Here is a 1,692-nt window from a genome sequence, read left to right as displayed (position 1 = left end):
ACCGCCAAAACACCTCAACGCGGGGTGGAGCAGCCCGGTAGCTCGTCAGGCTCATAACCTGAAGGCCGCAGGTTCAAATCCTGCCCCCGCAACCATCTTGGCCTGCACAGCGTGCAGCCCTTGGAAATCAACGGTTTCAGAGGCAATCGTCAGGGCTTCGACCTGCTCGATTTCGGAAATCTGCTTCCTGTTCAGCTCTTCCCGTGGTTTCAGTTTAATCCCTTTGCCGCCTTGGGCGATTTGCAGGATACCTGCTAGATCGCCGTGCAGGTCAGCGACAAGGGCGCTCTTATCCCCGTTCGGTGTGAGGATAATCTTGTCGATCAGGCCACGCAGAATCTTTGCCGATTCATCGCGGTGATCGGGGTCGTTCAAGGACGCGATAAGCTCGCGCACAGCAGTAGCGTAGCGCTCACCCATACGTGGATGGATGAAGGCCGGAACCTCTTCTTTCTGATTCAGGCTGGCAGTTAGGGCATCCTTCTTAGCGGAGAGATCGTTTATCTCATCCTTGATAAGCAGCGGATCAATGCCATTTTTGATGGCTTCGACCAGCTTGCGAATAGCCTTTTCCGTCTTCTCAAGCTCCTTCTGATTCTTCACGATATCCGCGTTGGCGGTCATGCGCAGACGGTTCATTTCCGCGACATACTCGTCGCAGAACAGTTTGGTCAGTTCGGGATTCATCAGCTTGTCCCGAAGTGCGCTTAGGACGCGCTCTTCCAGCACGTTCTGGCTGATCGTGATCCGGTTGTCGCATGTCCCTTTATTGCGTGCCGTCGAGCAGCCGTAGCGTTCCTTGGCGACGATCGACATGCCGCCACCACAGCAGCCGCATTTGAGCAGGAAGGACAGCAGCTTCGGAGGACGCTGTTTTTCCTGATAGGTCAATTTCCGATCCAGCTCGCCCTGATACTCCTTCACGGCATCCCATAGGGCTTGGTCGATGATGCGCAGGTCCGGCACTTCAGCCACGACCCACTTGTCTTGTGGGTTCGGCTTCGCCACGCGCTTGCCCGTTTCGGGGTTCTTCACATAGCGTTGCTTGTTCCAGATTTGCCGTCCGATATAGAGTTCGTTGTTCAGGATGCCCGTACCGCGCTGACGGTTGCCATAGATCGTCGTTGCGCCCCATGCTTTGCCTGATGGGCAAGGGACGCCTTCCCTGTTCAGTTCGAAGGCGATCTTCTTCGGCGATTTGCCCTTCACATAGTCGCGGAAAATCCGCTCGACGATCGCAGCTTCGTCTGTGTTGATTTCTCGGTCGCCGGGGATAAGGTTGCCAGCGGAATCGTACTTGCGGACGTTGTTGTAACCATAGGCCTTGCCGCCCGCACATTTTCCGGCGAGAGCGCGGCCTTCAAGCCCGCGATGGGTCTTGCGGCGCAGCTCGCTGATGTACATTTCGCTCATCATGCCGCCGATACCGACATGCATCTGGGTAATGTGGCCTTCGCTGACCGTATGGATGGCCTGTTCGGCATAGGTCAGGTGCTTGTAGAGGCGCGCCATGTCTTCCATGTCGCGGCTCAAGCGGTCCTGCGCTTCGGCCACTATGATGTCGAACTGGGCGGAGCGCGCATCGGCCATCAAGGCCTGTGATCCACCCCCATTGAACGGGTCCACCTTGAAGTATGGTTTTGACCCTGAAGGAGGACCACAATGGCAAACAAGCGACACAAGCCCGACGAG

1 protein-coding gene and 1 tRNA gene are annotated in these 1,692 nt (G+C 56.6%); one reads left to right on the top strand and one right to left on the bottom strand.

The window, feature by feature from the left end; translation table 11 throughout:
* Nucleotides 1–18: 18 nt before the first annotated feature.
* Nucleotides 19–95 (top strand) — tRNA-Met (locus tag ASC48_RS19205).
* Here the strand turns inward: ASC48_RS19205 and ASC48_RS20310 are convergent.
* Nucleotides 52–1,590 (bottom strand): recombinase family protein, encoded by a 1,539-nt coding sequence (locus ASC48_RS20310; protein WP_425270048.1) that lies wholly within the window; start codon nt 1,588–1,590, stop codon nt 52–54. The genes ASC48_RS19205 and ASC48_RS20310 overlap by 44 nt on opposite strands.
* Nucleotides 1,591–1,692 lie beyond the last annotated feature (102 nt).

This window comes from Pannonibacter indicus (assembly GCF_001418225.1).
Taxonomy (GTDB): domain Bacteria; phylum Pseudomonadota; class Alphaproteobacteria; order Rhizobiales; family Stappiaceae; genus Pannonibacter; species Pannonibacter indicus.
Note: the sequence above shows the minus strand (reverse complement) of the source record. Positions and strands in the feature narration are given on the sequence as shown.

Bases quoted from the DNA above. Each gene is read 5' to 3' on its own strand.
- ASC48_RS20310 (WP_425270048.1), bottom strand. From the start codon at position 1,590: ATGGCCGATGCGCGCTCCGCCCAGTTCGACATCATAGTGGCCGAAGCG.